This is a genomic window from Acinetobacter sp. P37, from assembly GCF_057480965.1.
This window is the reverse complement of the sequence record NZ_JBLIYY010000028.1, coordinates 1-21,153: the sequence shown is the minus strand read 5'-3', so window position 1 is coordinate 21,153 and position 21,153 is coordinate 1. Positions and strand designations below refer to the sequence as shown.

The window sequence follows — 21,153 nt, the reverse complement described above, 5'->3', positions numbered from 1 at the left end:
TACACAAGCGTCTCAAGCGAAAAGTAATTTGATCGCTCAATATAAGGGTAAAAACTATAAATACGATGCACAAGGCAATGTGATTGAAAGCAGCCATGCAGGCAAATGATTAAAACTGACGTGGGATAATCTGAACCGTTTGATTTGCAGTGATCATAATGGCCAAGTCACGACTTATGGCTATGATGTATTTGGACGACGTTTATTTAAAAATAGTCATACTGATAAAAGTTTGATTTTATTTGGTTGGGATGGTGACCTAATGATTTGGGAGTCACAACAATCCAGTAATGAACAAGCGCAATATACCAAGCATTATGTTTATGAGCCGAATAGCTTTGTACCCTTGCTACAAACAGGCTATGCCGGATTTATTAAATTAATTGAAACACCAGACTACTCAAAGTTCCAAACAGAACCTTACTCAGTTTATAAAGACTCAGTATGGAAAACTGAAACACGGAAGAATAAGGCTGCATTAGAAAAAGTTACATTTTACCACTGTGACCAAGTAGGTACACCGCAAACCTTAAGTAATGAGTTGGGTGAATGTGTTTGGGAAATTAAGCAGAATACATGGGGTATTGCTTTAGAAATTAAGGCTAGTGAAAACCTACTTGAACAAACAAATATTCGTTTCCAAGGCCAATATTACGACAAGGAGACAGGTTTACATTATAACCGCTACAGATATTATGAGCCGCATAGTGCAAGGTATGTAAGTAAAGATCCAATAGGACTAGAAGGTGGATTGAATAACTTGGCTTATGTGAATGATCCTAATTTGTGGGTCGATCCAGAAGGATTAAATAGTTTTAATTTTGGTGAAATGTTTGGAATTCCAGCAAGTGCTCAAGCTAGAATAGCATATGAAGGACAGCGTAATTATGATTGTTGGATGAAAACAGGGAGACAATGTGAAATTGCAGTAGAACCTTTGTTTGATTATGTAATATGTACTGGAGGATTCTCAGCATTTGGAGGTTCTAAGATATATAATTTACATAATGGTAATGTCTATACCGCGGGTGGTATTTCGTTAACTGGAACTAAAGATATGAAAGATCATGCAAAAACGGTAGGAGATATTGCTGAAAAAAGTATAGATAATAAATTTAAAATAGGAGCTACTAAGCTGAATATACTAAGAAAAATGTTTAGTGGTAGCTGCATGGCAGGATATATATTAAATAAACCATCAGGTTTGACAAATTCAAAAGCTACTGATGAATTTCTAACAGGCATGGGAATATCTCAGAGTGTTGGATGGTGGGGAGCTAGGATTGGAGTTACAACTCCTGCTGGCTCCTTCTTTGATAGGAATGGACCTGTTGGTGTGGAAGTTGGTATGGGTACTCCTGGAGTAGATATAAGTGTAAGTGATAGTAAGCCTACTTTAGTTCGTACACAAGATTAGAGGTTATAAAATGAAAAAAATACTATGTTATATTATACTATCTCTTTTACTTATAAACTGCACATCATTAAATAATAGTAAAAATGATGAAATAGATTTAAAAGAATTATCTGAAAAACTATTTAAAGAATATAGTTTTAGTTATGAGACTCTCCGGAAAAAAAGCTCTACTCAACTTGTGGTTTTAAAAATAAGTAAAGAAAATTTCTCTAATAATGATTATGAAAAAATAAAAAAAGCGTTATTAGCTGATAAATGGAGTTTGATTGATTCATATAATAACTATTATAGTTTTTGTAAAACAAATGATTACTCTGTTGATATATTAAATCCTATTTATAGTAAACATTACTCAAGAGATGGTGATGAAGTTAACTTTACTAGTAATGATTATTGGTATTTCGCTTTTTATTACAATAAATTAGGGATTAATACATGTATGGAATATTACAGAAATTAAAACGCCATTTACTCGCTGAGAATAATTTAACTTTATTTGGTTGAGAAAGATGAATTAGAACGGGTTGTATTTTATCACTGTGTAGGTACTCCACAAACTCTCATTAAGTAAGCGTCTGCTGATGCGCAGCAAGTCAAATATATCAACAGTTCAGAGGGAAAAGACAAAGGCCAGCTTAAAGCAATTGTTTATCCTGATGGTTTAAAAGAACAATTTGAACATGATGAAGAAGGACGCTTGCTGAAGCATACGGATACCAAAGGTTTAAACACGCAGTACCGTTATAATGCTGCGGGTTTGCTCGAACAGTGTATAGATGCGAACCGCCATCAAATTGGCTACCAATGGGACAATCAAGGGCGTATTCAAAAGCTGATCAATCAAAATCATGCAGAATATTTATTTGAATATAACCGTTATGGTCAATTGGCGCGTGAACAAGCCTTTGATGGTGAAGAAAAGCATTATAGCTACAATGAAAATGGACAACTGCTCCAAATCCGACAACCGAATATCCTGACCCAATTGGGTTATCATGCAGATGATTCAATTGCTTCAAAAACCTATACCCATTTACAAACACGACATAGCCAAACCGAAGAATTCGAATACAATATCAATAACCAACTCAGCCAAGCGACAAACAAAGAAAGCTAAATCAACTTTTATCGAAATCCGCTCGGGCAGTTGGTACGCGAACATCAGCACTATAAAGTACCCAAGTTGAAACCGGTAACTGCAGTACTTCGTTATGAGTACGATGAGCTGGGCAACTTAAGCAAGACTATCCGCCCAGATGGACAAGTTCAAACCAATCTGACTTATGGTTCAGGGCATATCTATGGAATTGCCTTTAACCAACAAGACATGGTGGCATTCCAACGAGATGACTTACACCGTGAAACAGTACGCATGCTGGCAAACGGATTGATTCAAACTAAAAACTACAATGAAGTTGGTTTACTCAGTTCACAAATCATTCGACCAGAACAAGAGACTCCAAACCCAATACAACAACCAAAACATCAGGCAGAACGTCATTATCAATACGATAAAAACTACTTACTGACCCAAGTAGAAGATAGCCGTTTAGGTAAACTCAATTACCAATATGACCCAATTGGACGATTGATCAAAAGCCAAAGCCCACAACATACAGAAAACTTTAGCTTTGATCCAGCAGGCAACTTGATTGATCCGATTGCAACACAATCATCACAAGTGAAAAATAACCTGATTACGCAATATCAAGGCAAACACTATAAATACGATGCACAGGGCAATGTGATTGAAACGACCCAAGCAGGCAAAACGCTAAAACTAACGTGGGATAACCTAAATCGTCTGATTCAAAGTGATAACAATGGCCAAGTCACGACTTATGGCTATGATGTCTTTGGTCGACGCTTATATAAACATAGCCCAATAGAAAAAAACTTAACGTTATTTGGCTGGGATAGTGACTTAATGATTTGGGAGTCACAACAATCCAGTAATGAACAAGCGCAATATACCAAGCATTATGTTTATGAGCCGAATAGCTTTGTACCCTTGCTACAAACAGGCTATGCCGGATTTATTAAATTAATTGAAACACCAGACTACTCAAAGTTCCAAACAGAACCTTACTCAGTTTATAAAGACTCAGTATGGAAAACTGAAACACGGAAGAATAAGGCTGCATTAGAAAAAGTTACATTTTACCACTGTGACCAAGTAGGTACACCGCAAACCTTAAGTAATGAGTTGGGTGAATGTGTTTGGGAAATTAAGCAGAATACATGGGGTATTGCTTTAGAAATTAAGGCTAGTGAAAACCTACTTGAACAAACAAATATTCGTTTCCAAGGCCAATATTACGACAAGGAGACAGGTTTACATTATAACTGCTACAGATATTATGAGCCGCATAGTGCAAGGTATGTGAGTAAAGATCCGATTGGGTTGTTTGGTGGGTTAAATAATTCAATTTATGTGAGCGATCCGAATCAATGGGTCGATTCGATGGGGTTGATGGCACAAGGGGAAAGGGAAAAAGTTGCTGCGAATAATGCGTTAGTTGAAAAGCATGCAGCTGAAAGATTCGCTCAACAAAAAGCTGCTTGGCAAGTTTCAAAAATAAAAGATGCAAGATCCAAACAACAAAATAGACCAAGTACTGGAATATTGGGTGCATTATTGCCAGGAACTATGTCAAGTGTTGCGAAAAATAAGCAAGATGCAAATGTTTTAAGAAATCAGCAAGGAATGAGAAATGTAGGTACAGTTGGAGCTGCCGCCGCTACTTTACCATATGGAGTTACAGTAATTAGTGGCGGTTTTGGAGCAGGTGCAAAGGCACCAATAATGGGTGCTGTTGGTTCTGCTGCAGTAGACGGTGGTTTTCAAACATTTGATAGTGTTAGATGTAAATGCAATGCCTATAATTATAAGCGAACTCTTGGTGTAGCTGGTGTGGGAGCATTAGCAGGAGGAGTTGGCGCAAATCTTGCAAAAGCAAATGGAGTAGAATATGTTACAGCTATGAATTTCTATAAAAATACTACAAATACTATTGGAAAAAGAATATTTTATGGTCAAACAGCAGTAAAATCTATTACAACAAAGCCTATTAAAGAGAATCCGAGTCTAAAGTTAGATGAACCACAGTACAGTAAATAATAAAGGAAGTACTTTTATATGTTCAATATAATTATTGAAATTGTGTTAGGTACATTTATATCTAATCTGAAAGCAGATAATCATCCCTATTTGTTTTGTTTTATAAAGGGGGTTTTACTGGGGTTGACAGGATTTTTTTTAGCCGTTATTTATAATTATTTTAATGATGATTATATAATGCCTTTTAATGATCTAATGTTTTTCTTTTTAATAACTCAAACGATAGGTATTGTAGTTTCAGTAATTTTTCTTATAATTGAATATTTGTTTCCAGATAAAAAAAACGAAGACTTTTAAAATATTTTAGGTGTAGGTGTTTGAAAAATATGTGTATTAAATTTACCAAAAAAATGTGATTGAAACCAGCCAAATAAGCAGAAACCTTAATCGCTTAATCCAAAGTGATCACAATAGTCAAATCACCATTTATGGTTATGATATATTTGGAAGACGAATATCTGAACAAAGTCAAATAGTTAATCAAAATTAAGTGGAACACAGCCTGACATTATTTGGTTGGGATAGTGATTTGACGATTTTCGAGTCGCAACATTACACTCAAAGCAATAATAAAATACAAGAGAACTTACAGCATACAAGTTACACCAAGCATTATTTTTTGAACCAAATAGTTTTACCATTTTTTCAAACAGGCTATGCAGGTTTTATTAAGTAGATTGAAACCTCAGACTATTCACGTTTCCAAACAGAACCTTATTCAATTTTATAAAGACCCGATATGGAAAACCGAAAAGAGAAAAAACAGAGCTGAATGGCTTTGTTGCACAAAGCTGTTCTTGAGGGCTTTTTCAGCGATATAATTTTCAAATGAAGAAGCCTACATACAAAATCTACCGCACAACCAATTGGCCCGCATATAACCGAGCACTCATGAGTCGCAGAAATATTGCCATTTGGTTTGATTCTGCTACGCAATGGTATGCGCCATCAAAAGGCAAACAAGGGCGAAATCAAACCTACTCCGACGCAGCCATCCAATGCTGCTTAATGATTAAATCCTTATTTCGTCTGTCTTTACGTATGGTTACTGGCTTTGTGCAAAGTCTGATTAAACTTTGCGGATTAAATTGGATAGCTCCAGATTACACCACGCTTTGTAGAAGACAAAAGCATATTGATATTGTAATCAGCTACCAAAAAAGTAGCGATGGGCTGCATCTACTCATAGACTCTACAGGCATGAAGTTTCTAGGTGAGGGCGAATGGAAGCGCAAGAAACATGGACCTGAATATCGTCGCCAATGGCGTAAACTTCATATTGGTATAGATGCTAAAACCCTACAAATACGAGCAGTTCAGCTTACAACCAATAATGTCAGTGATTCACAGGTACTGGAAGATTTACTTGCTCAAATCCCTTTAGATGAACAAATCGATTCTGTCTATACAGATGGTGCTTATGACACAAAACGATGCCGTCAGGTCATTGCAGATCGGCAAGCACATGCGGTGATTCCACCTAGAAAAAATGCGAAACCATGGAAAGATACAAAGATCAGCTCTCTAGCGCGAAATGAATTACTTCGAACAGTTAATCTTGCGAAGCAGTGCTTCTCAGGCAGGACATTATGGAAAAAATGGTCCAGCTATCATTGCCGAAGTTTGGTCGAAACTAAGATGCATTGCATCAAATTATTGGGGGATAAACTCAGTGCAAGAAAATTTGATAGCCAAGTCAATGAGATCCATGCACGTATAGCCGTGTTAAATAAATTTACCGAGTTAGGTCAACCACATACCCAAGTTATGCCTTAAATTTGAGTAGATATGGGCAATCTTAATTTTTACATCTTTGTGCAACAAAGCCCAACGGGTGTGCCTACAGTCATTGCTGGAAAAATACTGGTAGATTAGTAATTTGGGCAAATCAATTTGCATTACAACAAACATCATCTAGAGCAATTAATAGTAGTACCTCTGATGATAAGAAGCAGGATAAATAAAATGTTAACAATTCTAGTTGAAGTAATTTTATCATTTTTTATATCCAATTATGAATCTGAAAATTATCCTTATCTAGCAGGTTTTATAAAGGGAATAGTTTTAGGTATATCAGCTTTCCTCTTGGGGATGTTGATTGATGTTATTAATGATAAAGTTATGGAAACACATTTGATAATATTATATTTCATTACTTGCATTGGTATAGGAATAATAGGAGGGCTATTTTTTATGTTTTTTACTTGGTTCACTAAAAAATAATACTAATAACATAAACGCTTGGTGTGACGGTTTTAAAAGCATAAAGGAACCGATTAACTGCACAAAAGACATAAATTTGATCTACAGTTACTTGTAAAAATAGAGCTAAACTTTAGCTGATTCCTTTTATCACTGTGACCAAATTGGAACACCGCAGACTTTAACAAATGAGTTAGATGAATGTATATGGGAAATTAAGCAAGATACATGGGGCACAGCTTTAGAGATTAAGACTAGTGACAATTTATTAGAGCAAACAAGTATTCGCTTCCAAGGACAGTATTATGATGGAGAGACTGGCTTACATTATAACCGTTGCCGTTATTATGAGCCTGAGAAATTTTAATGCACTACTTTAAAATTACGAAAGGCAAGGTATGTAAGTAAAGACCCTATAGGATTGTTTGGTGGTTTAAATAATTCTTCGTATGTAAAAGACCCGAATCAATGGGTTGATCCGATGGGGTTATGGTCGGCTACTAATGAAAAAATTGAAGAATTAGCAGATAAATAAAGTATTTCTTCGTTTGCTAAGTAGATTGCCCGAAGTACCAAGAAAAATAGGCTATCATGCAATAGATTTAGGTGGACAAGGTTTATTTAGATTAAAGGAAATGTTATGAAATATTTTTTTATATTTTTAATGAGTAGGTTTACTTTTATATCTGCTTGACATCAATCAAAAAAAATAACTGTTAATGTAAATAACCTGAGTTTGTTAAACAATAAGCAGAAAGTGGTTGCCTATATTGGAATTGAGATGGGTGGCGGTAGCCCAAGAATTGATATGTCGGAAGGTGTAATTTCAAGTCAGCGTATTTATCAAATTGAATTTTTAAATAAGGCTAATAGAAAATGATTATTTCAAAACTAATTCTATTATTAATGAGTATTTTTATATTAGTATCTTGTATAAATACAAAAGTTACTAAAGAAGGGGAATACTTTAAAACAATTAATTATAAATTCTTTAAAGATTTTAAACCCAATGAAGAAGTCTTAATAGATAAAATTGATAATAAATATTCAGTGATTCAAATAAATAAGTCTGACCTTTCTTTAAGTGATTTTACACAAATTGATAATAAATTAAAAAAAGATGGGTGGAGAAAAATATCAGCTAAAAATAATTTTTTTGAATATTGTTTTGGTGAGAAAATTTATTTTGGTGCACTATTTCCAGAAAAAGAAAAATATAGAAATTTTGCAGGTAATGAGGTTTTACCATTTAATCAAAAAAAATGGCTAGTCATTTTGTCTTATAGTGAAGGAAAAGTAAATTATTGCCGCAATGATGAATTGGAAAATATAGAGTTGGAGTATTTGTGATAACTTATTTATAATTTTTTTAATAGGTTTATTTGACTTTATTAATTAGATAAAAATTTTAAAGATAGGTTATCCATGAGTTAATCTTATTCAAGTATTAACTTGGGTATGAGGTCGGTCTAATTCTGTGTATTTGTTTAACATGGCTATAAGTGTATGGATTTCATTAGGATGACTGGGCTTTGTTGCATAAATATGTAAGCATCTGATTTAAATAAATTTAATTTTGGATCAAAAAATAATCAAAACTTTTAAAATCATATAGTTATGAAATCTTTGTGCAACAAAGCCTTTTGATAGCGAACTTGAGAATTGGTGCAGTAAATCAGCTTTTGGTTTAGATAAAAGTAAATTTAAGAATATATTGGAGGAGGATAAGGCATTTAGTGAGGCCTTACAGAGTATATAAATGATTAATGCAAAAAAAATTGTGGGTAAAATAGAAGGCCTTAAATGTGAAGACTCTGTTATACAGCATTTTAAAAATATTGGTAAACAAGTCGCAACTACAGCTCTGCTAGGAGTATTGACAGAAAGTACTTCACTCTTAAGTGCAGCCCCAATATTAATTCTCGCTTCAAAAGGTAGGAGAGCAAAAACTTTTACTTTTAAAATAGATGGGATTGATGTTATTGGGCAATTTACTACAGTAAAATTTAATGAAGGGGATCAAGTTGTTATCATTATTAGTGAAGAGCAAGATAAAGGGTTTTATTTAGCTTATGCAGTGTTAATACCAAATAAAGGGATTCTTCATATGTTGTATGATTCTGGGCGTTCATTTAAAAAGCATTGTTTACATTTACTTAAATGGGCAATAGTACTAAGCATATTTTCATGCATTTTTTTTACTATCATTGCTTTGGTAGGTTATTCAAATGCTGATAATGAAAAAGATATCGTAGACTTTAAAAATCAATTAATAATTTCTTATTTAGTGTCATTTATATTTTCGTTTGGTCTACTATTTAGCTTTTTAATTGGTAAAGATAATGTAGGTTTTTTAGGTCGATACAGTGAGAAAATTTTTGAAATATTAGAGTTTGAACAACCTAAAAATCAAAATCTTTTTAACTCATATCTGATCGATGAAGAAGGTTTACATGTCAGTGTTTTAGATTATAGAAAAAGTTTGATTGGTAAAGATTCCTATCCAAAGGATTATTTTGACAATGAAAATGATAAAAATTGAAGGTCGTATTAATAAACTAGAAGTAGAAGACTCTAAAATTTTGCCCATTGGTAATTTAGGTAAACATGCTGCTAATACTGCGTTAATTGGTACATTGGCTGGAAGTACCACCTTAATGAGTAATGCACCAATTATGGCGTTAGCTGCAAAAGGTAGAGACGGAAAGACTTTTAGAGGTGAGGTTAACGGAATTCGCGTTGTTGGTCAGTTCACTGGTGTAAAGTTTAAAAATAATACACCTTTAATCATGGTCATAAGTGAAGAGCAAGAGGAAGGATACCATTTTGTATATGCAGCTTTAGATCCTAAAAAGGGGCTTTTACACATGCCATATGAAATGGGGCGCTCTAAAAATAAAACTTATTTAACATCAATAAAATATGCAATTATTTTCTCATTATTAATGATTATTCTTGCTAGTGCAATAGCTATTATGCAATATTTTAGCGGCGATTTTACAATAGATGAAATTAAGTTGAATCTAATGATTTTTTATCCTGTTGGTATTCTATTTTCATTTTTCCTAATGTTTTGTTTTTTATTGGGTAAAAATAACTTGAGAGAATTAGCACAAGTTTCAGAAAATGTATTTGAAATGCTCAATTTTTCAGATGTAAAAGAACAAGACTTATATAAATCTAGGCTTATAGATAGTGAAGGCTTTTACCCGAGTGTGATGAAATATAGAGATGTTTTGATAGGAAAAGACCCTTTTCCTGAAAACTATTTTGACAAGAAAAATGAAAAAAATTGAAGGCAAGTTGCAAAATATTGAAATCGTACATTCTAAGATTCTGATATCTAGATGTAAAAAAAGCCCCTCAGGGCTTTTTTTACATCTAGACTTATGGCAGCTGCTGAATTGGGCTACCACCCAAGCCTGCATTAAAGTCACATAAGCATTGTATTGACTCACCTGAATTTAGACAAATACAACTAGCAGAAGGTTTAGAGAAACCCGAGAGTTTTTTAGTACAAGCACCAAAACCAATTGAGGATTTGGATGTGGCTATGTATAGTCACGAAGATGTTATTCAAACATGGATGGGCTAAGACCTATCCATGCATATATATTGAAGTTATTGCTTTAAAAAGGTTTCGCTGAATTGGAAGCGCAGCGCACAGATGTACTATTATTTTGATTTATATTGGGGCTAGTTGATTGAGGATTTGGTTCCATTCCATCCCTATAAATCGTAGTAACACTGCCTCCCGTAGCTAAACTTTGTGCTGCTCCTTCTTGACGTGTACTCCTTACGGATTTTAATTTACCCGACTTAGGACCCTGTGGATTCAGTTCAGGTGAGTTTTTATAATACTGTGGATCAAACCAATCGGACATCCATTCATAGTTATCGGTTGCCATATCGTAGAACCCCAAAGGTGTTGGTGGGAAATGACCTAGCAAAGGAACAGTAGCACTAAAATTTAAACTTTTACTGACTTGATCTCTTTGCTCATCACTCCAGACATTACGACCTGTTTCATACTTGCCATTGTCTGTAGGATATATGACATATTGTCCTTTATTTCGGGCAGCATACTCCCATTGGGCTTCAGTAGGTAAATTCATAGGGATACCGACTTGTTTTCCTAACCATTGACAATAATCTGATGCCTGTTGCCAACTGATCCCTGCTGGTGCCATAGGTTGGCGTAGCTTTTTAGTTATTTTTTCCATACTTATACGAGGTAAACCTAAACTGTCTGTATAAATATCAAAATCATCGAATGTGGTTTTATATGCATTTAGACTAAAGCTATCAAGGGTCACTTTATGTGCAGGCATGGCAGCATAAAGTCCAACAATAGGCAGTTTATCTTTACGTGTGAGTGGGCCGAAGTCCCCCATCATAAAGGTGCCACCATCCACAAAAATCATATTTTTTTTGGTTTTTTCAACCAATTTTTGAATTTTGGATTGTAGCTCAGGAGAAGCACTATTTTGATTAGTAGAAGGAGTTTGTGGCTCATTCGCACTTTTTGCACAAGCACTTAAAGCAAAAGTAGATAATAAAATAAGAGCTAGGTTTTGATTAATCATATTCTTAAAAATTATAGAGTTGTTAAAATATTGCCAAAAAATAAAGCAAATACAATCAAGGGATAAAGAAAATTTAATATCTCAAAAAGAGAGTTTTTGTTATTTATTGAGCCACTCTGAATAGGTCTAACAGCTTAAGTTTACATCAAGGTCATGCAAGCATTATCTCAAACTCGACTTAACTCGAAACCAAGGGGATATTGATCTATAGGGGGATTACACTGGACAACTCGATCTGCTTGTTTGTTTGATATGACAATTAGCATGAGTGGTTTGGACGTAAAGATCAAGTATTTTGTAATATGTAAAAATGCCATTATTAATATATTTAAAACCTTTATCTCCACACAGGAATGGATGAATGTCATTTAACATGTGCATCCTCGTGCTGAAACCCAGTCCAAAAGTAATATGCAAAAAATTGAAGGGGATATTATTCGCTTTTTAAACTATGGTGAAGATGCCAGTATTGCTGAAGATATTATTATTGCGCTCAATTCGCGGCAAGACTACGCAGGTGGTCGAGAGAACCAATGGTTAAAAGATTTCCTGAAATACCGTAAACAGGCAAAAAAGATACAAGGTTACCCTTTGAATCATTTAATTGTAAAAAATCAAGATGATATGCAATTTAAACAGTTAGATTATATGGGTGGTTATGCAGACAATACTGCTATTTTAGCATCAAATTTAGATATTCTAGCGCCATTTGAAGATCAGGAAATACAACTCTATCAAACATGATAGAGTTGTATTGGGTGAGACTACATAATTTTTTTAGTTTGGTTTACTACACAGCGTACAGAGTTGTCAAAGTTTGGATTGATTACTCCCTTAAATCTTTCAGGGAAATCTACTGGTTGAATAGGGTGAGTATGACTACGCCGTACAGTTAAACCCTCCCCCATCTGCAAGGTTTGGCCATCTAGAGGTTTAGCACTACGGAGGACTTTCTCAGTTCCTGCTTTAGGGCCTTTCGGGTTTTTTTCAGGGGAATGTTGATAATAATCTGCTGCATACCAGTCGAGCATCCATTCATAATTGTCGGTTATTAAGTCGTAAAAACCAAGTTTTGATGGTGGGTAGCGTCCATTTACAGAAATACTGGTGCCAATTGATTTAAACTCTCTTGAGAGTTTTTTCCTTTGATCAAAATCCCAGACATTTACTCCATCTTCAATTTTACCGGAATTGGTTGGAAAATGAATTTTTTGACCTCTATTACGGGCTGCATATTCCCACTGAGCTTCGGTTGGGAGGTCCATGTTAAGTTTTAGCTGCTTTCCTAACCATTGGCAATAATTTCGTCCTTCTTGCCAAGAAACACCTGCAGAGGAAACTGGATATCTAAATTGTGATGAGTGAGACTCAGTTGAACCTACTTTAGGGGTATTGGTTGCAGCGCTGTATATGTCTAAATCTGCATAAGTGGCTTTATAAGCAGACATGCTAAAGCTATCCAGAATTACTTTGTGAACTGGTTTGCTATCAATCTTGCTGTCATAATGATCAAAATCTCCCATCATAAACGAGCCACCTTCCACAAAAATCATATTATTCTTGGTTTTTTCTAGCAATTTTTGAATTTTGGATTGTAGCTCAGGAGAAGCACTTTTTTGATTAGTAGAAGGAGTTTGTGGCTCATTCGCACTTTTTGCACAAGCACTTAAAGCAAAAGTAGATAATAAAATAAGAGCTAGGTTTTGATTAATCATATTCTTAAAAATTATAGAGTTGTTAAAATATTGCCAAAAAATAAAGCAAATACAATCAAAGGATAAAGAAAATTTAATATCTCAAAAAGAGAGTTTTTGTTATTTATTGAGCCACTCTGAATAGGTCTAACAGCTTAAGTTTACATCAAGGTCATGCAAGCATTATCTCAAACTCGACTTAACTCGAAACCAAGGGGATATTGATCTCTAGGGGGATTACACTGGACAACTCGATCTGCTTGTTTGTTTGATATGACAATTAGCATGAGTGGTTTGGACGTAAAGATCAAGTATTTTGTAACATGTAAAATGCCATTATTAATATATTTAAGACCTGTGTCTTGACTCGGGGAATGGATGAATGTGCTTCAACATGTTAGCCCTGATGGAGATAAGCACACACCAGAAGCGATGAGAAAGATTGAAGGGGAGATTATTCGCTTTTTAAACTATGGTGAATATGTCAGTATTGCTGAAGATATTATTATTGCGCTCAATTCGCGGCAAGACTATGCAGGTGGTCGAGAGAACCAATGGTTAAAAGATTTCCTGAAATACCGTAAGCAGGCAAAACCGATACAAGGCTATCCTTTGAATCATTTAATTGTAAAAAATCAAGATGATATTCAATTCAAGCAATTGGATTATATGGACGGCTACGTAGGAAATGAAGCAATTTTAGCGTCAAATTTAGATATTCTAGCGCCATTTGAAGATCAGGAAATACAACTCTATCAAACTTGATAGAGTTGTATTGGGTGAGGCTACATAATTTTTTTAGTTTGGTTTACTACACAGCGTACAGAATTTTCAAAATTTGGATTGATTACCCCTTTAAATTCTTCGTCAAAATCGAGGGGCTGATTAGGGTGAGCATGACTACGTCGTACGGTTAGACCCTCTCCCATTTGTAGTGTTTGGCCATCTAGAGGTTTAGCGCTACGTAGAACTTTCTCGGTTCCTGCTTTAGGGCCTTGCGGATTTTTTTCTGGGGAGTATTGATAGTAATCTGCTGCATACCAGTCGAGCATCCATTCATAGTTGTCAGTCATTAAGTCGTAAAAACCTAGAGCTGAAGGTGGGTATTGTCCTACTTCAGAGATAAGTGACTTAGGTGCTTTATATTTTTTACGTAACTGTATACGTTGCTCAAAACTCCATACATTTACACCATTCTCAATTTTTCCTGTATTGGTTGGAAAATGAATTTTTTGACCTCTATTACGAGCAGCATATTCCCATTGGGCTTCGGTCGGGAGGTCTATGTCAAGTTTTAGCTGTATACCTAACCACTGGCAATAATTTCGTCCCTCTTGCCAAGAGACACCAGCAGACGAGTTAGGATATCTTGCTTTTGAAGATAAGGATTCAGTTGAGACCACTTTGGGTGTATTGGTTGCAGCACTGTATATGTCTAAATCTGCATAGGTGGCTTTATAAGCAGACATGCTAAAGCTATCTAGAGTTACTTTGTGAACAGGTTTGCTATCAATCTTGCTGTCATAATGATCAAAATCTCCCATCATAAAAGTACCACCTTCCACAAAAATCATATTATTCTTGGTTTTTTCTAGCAATTTTTGAATTTTGGATTGTAGCTCAGGAGAAGCACTTTTTTGATTATTAGAAGGAGTTTGTGGCTCATTCGCACTTTTTGCACAAGCATTTAAAGCAAAAGTAGATAGTAAAATAATGGCTAAATTTCGATTAATCATATTCTTAAAAATTATAGAGTTGTTAAAATATTGCCAAAGAATAAAGAAAATTTAATATCTCAAAAAGAGAGTTTTTGTTATTTATTGAGCCACTCTGAATAGGTCTAACAGCTTAAGTTTACATCAAGGTCATGCAAGCATTATCTCAAACTCGACTTAACTCGAAACCAAGGGGATATTGATCTATAGGGGGATTACAGTGGACAACTCGATCTGCTTGTTTGTTTGATATGACAATTAGCATGAGTGGTTTGGACGTAAAGATCAAGTATTTTGTAACATGTAAAATGCCATTATTAATATATTTAAAACATGTGTCTCGACTCGGGAATGAATGTCATTTAACGTGTGCATTATTTGAAAATCAGGAAATACAACTCCATCAAACTTGATATAGCTGTATTGGGTGAGACTACATAATTTTTTTAGTTTGGGTTACTACACAGCGGACAGAGTTGTCAAAGTTTGGATTAATTACCCCTTTAAATCTTTCAGGAAAATCTATTGGTTGTACTGGGTGAGCATGACTATGCCGTACGGTTAAGCGCTCTCCAATTTGTAGTGTTTGGCCATCTAGATGGTTTAGCACTACGTAAGGCATGGTTACAGGAGTGAATTTACAAACGGGAACTAATTTTATAGGTGTAATTGCGGCAACATTTGGCAACGTTGCGGATGTGTTAGACCGTCAGCTTCAAATGAAAGTATTGCAGGTTGGTGAATCAGCAAAATTAAGATATTTAAAAGGTTGGGCCACGAGAATTGCTCGCGGTGGTTTATATTGGAATGCTAAAATTAAAGAAAGTAGCCTTCAGCAGTGGCTTCGATTATCTTTTGTTGGTAATAGAGAAGGATTAAAAGGCGTTCCTTATACATCTTATGCACAGCAACAGAAAGATTTCTCTAAAGTATTTTCATAAGGATTGATGAGTTATGCCAACATCAGTAGGTCAATGGCCTAAATATCGAAAAAAAATCCTAATAAATAAATTAAACCCTGAAAAAAATTTACAACAAAGTCCTAGGATTGATGCTGAAAACTGTAATCATTTGTTTGCAATTACTCAAATGAACAGTACTTTTTTAGATGTCGAAAATAAATTTTATACACATAAAGGGCATTTCAATGCACAAAATCTTTATTTTCTTTCTCATTTCTATGATTTTGATTTTAATATATCAAATATCAGTTGAAAGATTTAATATTATTTATTATTTTTCAGCTTTTCTCGGTGGTTCCATTTTTTTTGTTATATATCCTTTATTTTTTAACTACAAACCTGATAATAATAACTTTACACATTTCCCTATTCGCTTTAATCGTAAAAATCAACGTGTTTATTTTTTAGATATGCAGGGAAAATTTCAATCTGGAAATTGGCAAGATATGAAATTTTGTATTGTTCAACCAAATTCATTCCAAGGTGATTATGAAATTTGGGGTTTTATATTAAATAAAGAATCTCAACTCATTGAACATACTGTAGCGATTGGTCCACCTGTACCTTCAATAGAATTGTTAGAGTCTTTCTGGGGGATGATTTGTATCTATATGGCAGAGGGGCCAGAAAAGCTTTATCCCAAAGATATAAAATCACTAGAAAATGATGAATATAAGATTTTTTCTAAAGTCACATTTTGTAATGACATTGTCGGAAAAAAAGAATCTCGTGAATTTAGTTATTACCGTGTGGATATTAATAGTTTTGGTTCGAAGTTCTTTTACTATTTACGTTTCCTTATCTTAGAGTCTGTATTCTGGAAGTGGGGAAGAGTGTATGCTATGTGGAATTGCAAAGTGCCAATGTGGCCAGAATCAATTTTAAAAGATTGTACGATTGATAAGGATGATCCTTATATCGTTAATGCTGACATCAATAAGTATTTTCATTACGATGCGAAGTCAAGAAAAGTGTATATAAAAGATCCAGATATTGAAAATTAAAAAACATATCTTTGGTTATGATATTTTTGAACACAACATTCCTTTTTCCAAGTTGGAAGAAGGTGATGTTTTACTCAAACCTGACGATACGACCAAATATAAACGTAATCATAATTGGTCATTTATCAGAATGAATGATGACTATATTGAATTGATTGATCAATCCTATGCAAGGTTAGGCAAAGGGATTAGTCCTTTAGTTTTGATGTCTCCAATACTTTTTTTTATATTTTATATTTTATATTTATATTTCACTATTGATGATAGTAATGATTTGTCTTTATCTTTTTCAATATTTATTGTCACATGTGGAGTTTCACTAGTTTTTATATGTCTCTATGCTTTTCTTAGCCCATATTTTAAATACGACCATAAACAATCTATTTGTAAGCCTATTCTTTTTAACCGAAAAACAGGCAAGGTTTTTTTCTATATTAATGATCAAGAATATATAGAAAAAAAATGGACGGATGTGGTCTATATCATGGGTAGTAGTTTTGGGCTTTCTGGTATTCCTCTACGAGAACTTCGGGCACATATCGTTGAAGACGGTATATTGAAACATACCTTTGTGATTGGCTTTCCAATGATTGGAATATTTCGTACTCAAGGTTTATGGACTTTTATTTGTCATTTTATGATGAAAGGACCAGAGGAGCTATATCCCAAACGGCATCCTATGTACGGTACCATCGATCCGTTTACCCAACTAACTTATTGTCAAAAGGTCGTGGGTGCAAAAGAAAGTTGGAGAGATACATGGAAATCATTTCGAATCATTTATCATTATAATTGGGTTCCAGCTTTATTTGCTTATCCATTTGATGTGTGTAACTTTGTCGCACGAAGAATTTTACTGCATATCAAACCATTACCCGTTTGGCATGAAGATGTAGTACGAAAAAACAAAATGGATTTAGAGCACCCAGAGGAAATCAGCGCAAAAGATAATTTTGAATTTACGATGTTTAAAATGAAGGATAAATAAAAAAGCCCACCCGGGCTTTTTATAAAGAACTTAAGGCGACTGCTGAATCGGACTGCTACTGAAAAAGATCCTGGATTAGAAAATCACCCATCTGGTGCAGATTAAAGGTTAGGTTAAGAGTATGAAAGAAATTGGATTGATATTATTTTGTACAATAATGTGTCTATTTTTTGCCGCTTGTACTAAAGAAAGTAATTTTCAAAAAGGTACACATGTAGATAATAAAAGTTCAGAGCAGTTGTATGTTGAAGCTGGTGATTACTACCTAGGTCTTAATGGTAAGGAAAAAAATTATAAAAAAGCTTTTTCATTACTGATGCAGTCAGCTGAGCTAGGCCATTCAAAAGCTCAAACTGAAGTTGCTCGTATGTATTATGATGGGGTAGGGGTGAATCAAGATTATGAAAAAGCAGCGAAGAAAAATGATGAAATAGGTTTGTATAACCTCGGAGTTATGTATAAAGAAGGTAAGTACGTAAAGCAGGATGATGTACAAGCATTAAAATATTTTGAGGAGTCGTCAAAAAAAGGACTTTCAGAAGCTCAGTTTACTTTAGGAAGGCTTTGTTGCACAAAGATTTCATAACTATATGATTTTAAAAGTTTTGATTATTTTTTGATTCAAAATTAAATTAAAAAAATTTAGAAGTTAAATTATTATATCTAATATTATTATTTATATTATATTTTTATATTAGTTTTTATGATATAGTTTTTATTCTTTTCTGTATGTTATATATCCAATATAAATGTAGCCTACAATATTTTTTTTACTTCGCATCCTATTTTGAGTGGATTATCCTTAATCTATAAATTTAGGTTTGTACATAAACTATTCTTACGATCCTAAATAAAATCAAAATTGGAGATAGGCGAAGCTATTAAAACTAATGGAGATAGCGATGACTAGAATAGCAATTATTGGTTCAGGTCCTAGTGGCATGGCACAATTAAGAGCATTCCAATCAGCAAAGGCCAAAGGTCTAGAAATTCCCGAAATTATATGTTTTGAAAAACAAAGTGATTGGGGGGGGCAATGGAACTATACTTGGCGTACAGGTGTAGATGAAAATGGAGAGCCCGTTCATAGCAGTATGTACCGTTACTTGTGGTCTAATGGGCCAAAAGAAGCATTAGAGTTTGCGGATTATACGTTTGACGAACATTTTAAAAAGCCCATCGCCTCTTACCCACCAAGAGAAGTGTTGTGGGATTATATCAAGGGTCGTGCGGAAAAAGCCAAGATCAAACATTTGGTCAGATTCAATACCGCGGTGCAGCATGTCTGCTACGATGAACATAAAAAGAAATTTACTGTTGAAGTAGAAGATTACAAGAACCAAAGACACTATGTGGAAGAGTTTGACTATGTGATTGTAGCCTCAGGGCACTTTTCGACACCAAAAGTACCCGTATATAAAGGCTTTGATCGTTTTCATGGTCGTATTTTACATGCCCATGATTTTCGTGATGCCCGTGAATTTGCAGATAAAACGGTACTGCTTGTGGGCAGTAGCTATTCGGCTGAAGACATCGGTTCACAATGCTACAAATATGGCGCAAAGCAAATCTATAGTTGTTATCGTAACAAACCGATGGATTTTAGATGGCCGAAAAATTGGTCTGAGAAAAAACAGCTAATACGTGTAGATGAACGTAAAGCTTATTTTGGAGATGGTACTTCAGCAAAAGTTGATGCGATTATTTTGTGTACTGGTTATCTTCATCATTTCCCATTTATCGAAGATAAATTGCGTTTAAGAACACACAATTGTTTATATCCACTAGATCTTTACCAAGGTGTGGTATGGGAAAAAAATCCCCGTTTATTTTATCTAGGTATGCAAGATCAATGGTATACCTTCAATATGTTTGATGCCCAAGCTTGGTATGTTAGAGATATCATATTAGGTAAAATTTCTTTGCCAAATATCATGGAAATGCAACATCATACTGAGAAGAAGCATTTAGAAGAGAAAGCTCTAAGTACAGATGAAAAGAAAGCACGTTTCCAAGGTGAATATGTGAAATATTTAATTAGTGAAACAGATTACCCTAATTTTGACGTTGATGGGGTGCATAATATTTTCATGCAATGGAAAAAGCACAAGAAAGAAAATATTATGGAATTTAGAGATAAAACGTATCGTTCAGTTATGACTGGAAAAATGGCAAGACCACATCATACGCCTTGGTTAGAAGCTCTCGATGATTCTTTAGAGAACTATTTAGATTCAGAAGGTGCTAAAGAGAAAAATTTTATTTAGCCAAAATTTAGAAAAGTAGCTAGAAGTCAAATGGGAGCTTTGCTCCCATTTTTATACGATAAAATTCATATACACGAGTAAGTTTATCTAAAAGGTGCAGAATCACATTTGAAAATTGCTAATAAAATATTAGAAGATTGAATATTCATCTAAAAAGTTTCTATATAACCCGAATCGCGGATAAGAAATTGACTTGAAAAATAGGAGGACTAGAGCCATCCGTTAGATTGGTTGTACTCCTGAAACACTTCGTGCCTGGCATCAAAAGCATTTAGATCAGCAAAATCCTATTAAAGTACAACAGATATCTGATCAAGAAAAAATGAAGCAAATGGAACGTGAAATTAAAGAATTAAAGCGTGCTTTCGCCCAGGCGGAGCTCGACCGCCCACACAAATAATGATGGATTTCATCCATAATAATAAAGTGTTATACGGTGTTGATGCGATTTGTAGGATTTTACCGATCTCAGCTTCAACCTATTAACGAACTTTAGATCTCGCTGACAATCCAGAACATCGAGCGAAACGAAATCTACATGATGAGCATCATGCTGAACAAATTAAACGAATTTGGAAAGAAAGTTCAGGCCGATATGGTGTGCTTAAGGTCTGGCAACAATTGAAACGTGAAGGTTATGTTATCGCACGTTGTACAGTTGCTCGATTGATACAGAAGCTAGGTATACAAGGTGTTATGGCGTTTTAAAACATCTGACTGCCTATCAAAGAGATTATTTATTGGTCGAATAATCTCAAAACCTGATTGACTACCAAGACGGTATCTCAGGTGAGTAACTTTACGTATATTCAAACTCATTCGGGCTGGGTCTATACCGCCTTTATTATTGATGTGTTCTCACGAGCAATTGTTGGATGGAAAGTATCTACACGGATGAATACAGATATGGTGCTCGATGCACTTGAGCAAGCATTGCATGATCGAGGGATGCCAAAGAATGTGATTCATCATTCCGATAGAAGTGTGCAATATCTTTCCAGTCGCTATACCAATCGTCTAGAAGCAGCAAATTCACGAGCGTCAGTCGGTACAAATGGTGATTCATACGATAACGCTTTGGCTGAAACAGTGAATGGGTTATACAAAACAGAGGTGATTGAATATTTAAAAGCAGACTGGCAAGGTTTAGCGGATGTACAACTTGCGACATTAAATTGGGTAGATTGGTTTAACAAA

General features: G+C 34.6%; 18 protein-coding genes, 4 pseudogenes and 1 other annotated feature. Of the genes and pseudogenes, 19 read left to right on the top strand and 3 right to left on the bottom strand.

Annotation, left to right across the window (positions count from 1 at the left end; genetic code table 11):
* From AC25JC_RS16615 to AC25JC_RS16570, 10 genes and pseudogenes are all read left to right on the top strand, one after another.
* Window positions 1–1,417, top strand: a pseudogene (locus AC25JC_RS16615) (RHS repeat domain-containing protein); the annotation flags it as partial.
* A gap of 10 nt (window positions 1,418–1,427) precedes the next feature.
* Window positions 1,428–1,877, top strand: coding sequence for a hypothetical protein (locus AC25JC_RS16610; RefSeq protein WP_111886095.1), 450 nt, complete (start codon window positions 1,428–1,430; stop codon window positions 1,875–1,877).
* Between the two features lie 114 nt (window positions 1,878–1,991).
* A pseudogene (locus AC25JC_RS16605) lies at window positions 1,992–4,538 on the top strand (RHS repeat-associated core domain-containing protein); the annotation flags it as partial.
* An 18-nt stretch (window positions 4,539–4,556) separates the two neighbouring features.
* Window positions 4,557–4,835 carry a hypothetical protein gene (locus AC25JC_RS16600; RefSeq protein ID WP_180036263.1) on the top strand — a complete coding sequence of 93 codons (279 nt, stop codon included), beginning with the start codon at window positions 4,557–4,559 and terminating at the stop codon, window positions 4,833–4,835.
* A gap of 531 nt (window positions 4,836–5,366) precedes the next feature.
* Window positions 5,367–6,314, top strand: coding sequence for an IS5 family transposase (locus AC25JC_RS16595; protein ID WP_486924478.1), 948 nt, complete (start codon window positions 5,367–5,369; stop codon window positions 6,312–6,314).
* A gap of 189 nt (window positions 6,315–6,503) precedes the next feature.
* Window positions 6,504–6,761: a hypothetical protein gene (locus tag AC25JC_RS16590; RefSeq protein ID WP_180036159.1), complete on the top strand. Its 258-nt coding sequence runs from the start codon at window positions 6,504–6,506 to the stop codon at window positions 6,759–6,761.
* A gap of 121 nt (window positions 6,762–6,882) precedes the next feature.
* Window positions 6,883–7,230: pseudogene (locus tag AC25JC_RS16585) on the top strand (RHS repeat domain-containing protein); the annotation flags it as partial.
* 386 nt (window positions 7,231–7,616) lie between these two features.
* Complete coding sequence (locus tag AC25JC_RS16580; RefSeq protein ID WP_486924477.1) at window positions 7,617–8,090, top strand: hypothetical protein; 474 nt, start codon at window positions 7,617–7,619, stop codon at window positions 8,088–8,090.
* Window positions 8,091–8,499: 409 nt separating this feature from the next.
* Complete coding sequence (locus AC25JC_RS16575; protein ID WP_486924476.1) at window positions 8,500–9,282, top strand: putative type VI secretion system effector; 783 nt, start codon at window positions 8,500–8,502, stop codon at window positions 9,280–9,282.
* On the top strand, window positions 9,263–10,036 hold the full coding sequence (locus tag AC25JC_RS16570; protein ID WP_486924475.1) for a putative type VI secretion system effector: 774 nt from the start codon (window positions 9,263–9,265) through the stop codon (window positions 10,034–10,036). The genes AC25JC_RS16575 and AC25JC_RS16570 overlap by 20 nt, the downstream gene beginning before the upstream one ends.
* 333 nt (window positions 10,037–10,369) lie before the next feature.
* On the opposite strand, the gene AC25JC_RS16565 is transcribed toward AC25JC_RS16570, so the two are convergent.
* Window positions 10,370–11,326, bottom strand: coding sequence for a formylglycine-generating enzyme family protein (locus AC25JC_RS16565; RefSeq protein ID WP_486924474.1), 957 nt, complete (start codon window positions 11,324–11,326; stop codon window positions 10,370–10,372).
* A gap of 375 nt (window positions 11,327–11,701) precedes the next feature.
* Here AC25JC_RS16565 and AC25JC_RS16560 point away from each other — a divergent pair, with 375 nt between their 5' ends.
* Window positions 11,702–12,070: a hypothetical protein gene (locus AC25JC_RS16560; RefSeq protein ID WP_180128667.1), complete on the top strand. Its 369-nt coding sequence runs from the start codon at window positions 11,702–11,704 to the stop codon at window positions 12,068–12,070.
* A 20-nt stretch (window positions 12,071–12,090) separates the two neighbouring features.
* Here the strand turns inward: AC25JC_RS16560 and AC25JC_RS16555 are convergent, their stop codons facing one another.
* Window positions 12,091–13,041 carry a formylglycine-generating enzyme family protein gene (locus AC25JC_RS16555; RefSeq protein ID WP_486924473.1) on the bottom strand — a complete coding sequence of 317 codons (951 nt, stop codon included), beginning with the start codon at window positions 13,039–13,041 and terminating at the stop codon, window positions 12,091–12,093.
* A gap of 357 nt (window positions 13,042–13,398) precedes the next feature.
* Here AC25JC_RS16555 and AC25JC_RS16550 point away from each other — a divergent pair, with 357 nt between their 5' ends.
* Entirely contained in the window at window positions 13,399–13,785 is a 387-nt protein-coding gene (locus tag AC25JC_RS16550; protein ID WP_486924472.1) for a hypothetical protein, read from the top strand.
* Window positions 13,786–13,805: 20 nt separating this feature from the next.
* On the opposite strand, the gene AC25JC_RS16545 is transcribed toward AC25JC_RS16550, so the two are convergent.
* A complete protein-coding gene (locus tag AC25JC_RS16545; RefSeq protein WP_486924471.1) occupies window positions 13,806–14,756 on the bottom strand; it encodes a formylglycine-generating enzyme family protein in 951 nt (316 codons plus the stop codon).
* 611 nt (window positions 14,757–15,367) lie between these two features.
* On the opposite strand from AC25JC_RS16545, the gene AC25JC_RS16540 reads away from it, so the two are divergent.
* From AC25JC_RS16540 to AC25JC_RS16510, 7 genes and pseudogenes are all read left to right on the top strand, one after another.
* Window positions 15,368–15,676 carry a hypothetical protein gene (locus AC25JC_RS16540; RefSeq protein ID WP_486924470.1) on the top strand — a complete coding sequence of 103 codons (309 nt, stop codon included), beginning with the start codon at window positions 15,368–15,370 and terminating at the stop codon, window positions 15,674–15,676.
* A gap of 13 nt (window positions 15,677–15,689) precedes the next feature.
* A complete protein-coding gene (locus AC25JC_RS16535; RefSeq protein WP_486924469.1) occupies window positions 15,690–15,950 on the top strand; it encodes a hypothetical protein in 261 nt (86 codons plus the stop codon).
* Entirely contained in the window at window positions 15,883–16,701 is an 819-nt protein-coding gene (locus AC25JC_RS16530; RefSeq protein WP_486924468.1) for a DUF6708 domain-containing protein, read from the top strand. The genes AC25JC_RS16535 and AC25JC_RS16530 overlap by 68 nt, the downstream gene beginning before the upstream one ends.
* A complete protein-coding gene (locus AC25JC_RS16525; protein WP_486924479.1) occupies window positions 16,682–17,689 on the top strand; it encodes a DUF6708 domain-containing protein in 1,008 nt (335 codons plus the stop codon). The genes AC25JC_RS16530 and AC25JC_RS16525 overlap by 20 nt, the downstream gene beginning before the upstream one ends.
* A gap of 121 nt (window positions 17,690–17,810) precedes the next feature.
* Window positions 17,811–18,275, top strand: a complete 465-nt coding sequence (locus tag AC25JC_RS16520; protein WP_486924467.1) for a tetratricopeptide repeat protein — start codon at window positions 17,811–17,813, stop codon at window positions 18,273–18,275.
* Window positions 18,276–18,591: 316 nt separating this feature from the next.
* Entirely contained in the window at window positions 18,592–19,956 is a 1,365-nt protein-coding gene (locus AC25JC_RS16515; RefSeq protein WP_180036244.1) for an NAD(P)-binding domain-containing protein, read from the top strand.
* Between the two features lie 226 nt (window positions 19,957–20,182).
* A pseudogene (locus AC25JC_RS16510) lies at window positions 20,183–21,153 on the top strand (IS3 family transposase); the annotation flags it as partial.
* Window positions 20,313–20,430 (top strand) — a sequence feature (AL1L pseudoknot). It overlaps the preceding pseudogene by 118 nt.